Source organism: Ruegeria sp. SAZD013 (genome assembly GCF_059612525.1).
Window position 1 is genome coordinate 1 of the sequence record NZ_JBXWQT010000040.1, and the last position, 1,778, is coordinate 1,778.

Consider the following 1,778-nt stretch of genomic DNA (forward strand, 5'->3'; position numbering starts at 1 on the left):
AGCTCCCCCTATTACTGTGCGACTTTTTGTTTGTGTTTGTTGAACTGTTGGTCGAAGAGGTTTTTGAAGGGGCCGTTTTTCTGCATGAGTTGGTCGAGGTTTCCCTGTTCGGCGATAGCGCCGTCCTGGATGACGATGATCTTGTCTGCCTCCAGCACGGTTGACAGGCGGTGGGCGATGACGATGACGGTGACATCCTGTGTCAGGGCGTCCAGCGCCTCTTTGACCAGCGATTCCGATTCCGCGTCCAGCGCGCTTGTGGCCTCGTCCAGCAGCAGGATCTCGGCCTTGCGCAGAATGGCACGGGCAATCGCGATGCGCTGTTTCTGGCCGCCCGACAGAAAGGTTCCGTTCTCGCCCACCGGGGTCTCATAGCCCTGCGGCAGGTCGGTGATGAACTGATGCGCATGTGCGGCCCGGGCTGCCGCGATCACCTCTTCGTCGCTCGCATCGGGCGCCGAGCAGCGCAGGTTGTCCATCACCGAGGCCGAGAACAGGAACGTATCCTGACCGACATACGAGATTTTCCGCCGCAGCGAGGCAAAGCTGACATCCCTCAGGTCCCGGCCATCGATCTCGACGCTGCCCTGATCGGGGTCGTAAAACCGCATGATCAGGCCAAACAACGTGGATTTGCCACCACCGGACTGGCCGACAAGGGCGGTGGTTTTCCCGGCCTCGAAAGTGGCGCTCATGTTGTCGATCACCGGCACCGTGCCCTGATAGCCAAAGGTCACATTGCGCAGCGTGATCTGTCCGGGGCCGTCACTCAGGTCACGGGCCCGGGGGCTTTCTACCATCGTGTCCTCCTGATCCAGCAGGCTGAACAACAGGCCGACCCCGACCATGCAGGTTTCAATCTGGACCCGCATCCTGGACAGGCGCTTGGCAGGTTCATAGGCCATCAGCAAAGCGGTGATGAAGGACATCAGCTGACCCGCGGTCGGCTGTTCGGTGCCCGCGATGCCCATCGTGCTGACAATGAGAACCCCGGCAACCGCCAGACCGGCCAGAAACTCCATCAGCGGGCTGGCAATGGCCTGCAGCCGGGCGATGTCGTTCGAGCGCTGTTCGACCTTCCGGATCGCGGTCTCCATTCGGTCGATCATGCGATCTTCAAGCGCAAACACCTTGATCACCTTGATCCCCGCCGAGGTCTCCTGCAGCACCCGGATGATCTCTGCCAGCGATTTGAACTCGGCCTGCATGATCGAGCGCACGCTTTTCAGCAGATACCGCACCCCCAGCAGGGCAATCGGGCCCACCACAAAGAACATCACCGACAGGACCGGCTGCTGATACACCATGACCACAATCAGGCCGACCAGGGTCAGGGCATCGCGGACAAACCCGGTGACCAGAACATCGATCAGGCTCCGGGCCGATTGCGCGCCATTGGTCGTGCGCATCAGCAGATCCGACGATTCAGTGGTCGAGAAGAACGACACTCCGTGCCGGACCAGCTTGCGGTACAGCTTCTCCTGCTGCTGGGCCACAATCCGGTTGCCCGCGCGTGCCAGAAAAACGGCCTGAATATACGAGGCCACCGCCTTGGTCAGGAACAGAAGCACAACCCCCAGCGCAATGACATGCACCCATCCCCGCAATTCCGGGCTGGTCATGGCATCGATGATATATTCCATCATGTAAGCCGAGCCGGCGGTGGTGACCGCCACCGCGATCATCGCCAGGATCGCTATGCCGTAAAGCCCGCCCTGCGCATAAAAGCTCTCACCGACAAGCCGGCCCATATAGCCCGATCGCCACTTGTTCCAGGC

Annotated in this window: 1 protein-coding gene; it reads right to left on the bottom strand. The window is 60.7% G+C overall.

Features of this window, described 5'->3' with window-relative positions:
- Positions 1–11: 11 nt before the first annotated feature.
- On the bottom strand, positions 12–1,778 hold a 1,767-nt coding region (locus tag AC2FLU_RS20260), incomplete at its 5' end, for an ABC transporter ATP-binding protein (protein ID WP_496812097.1).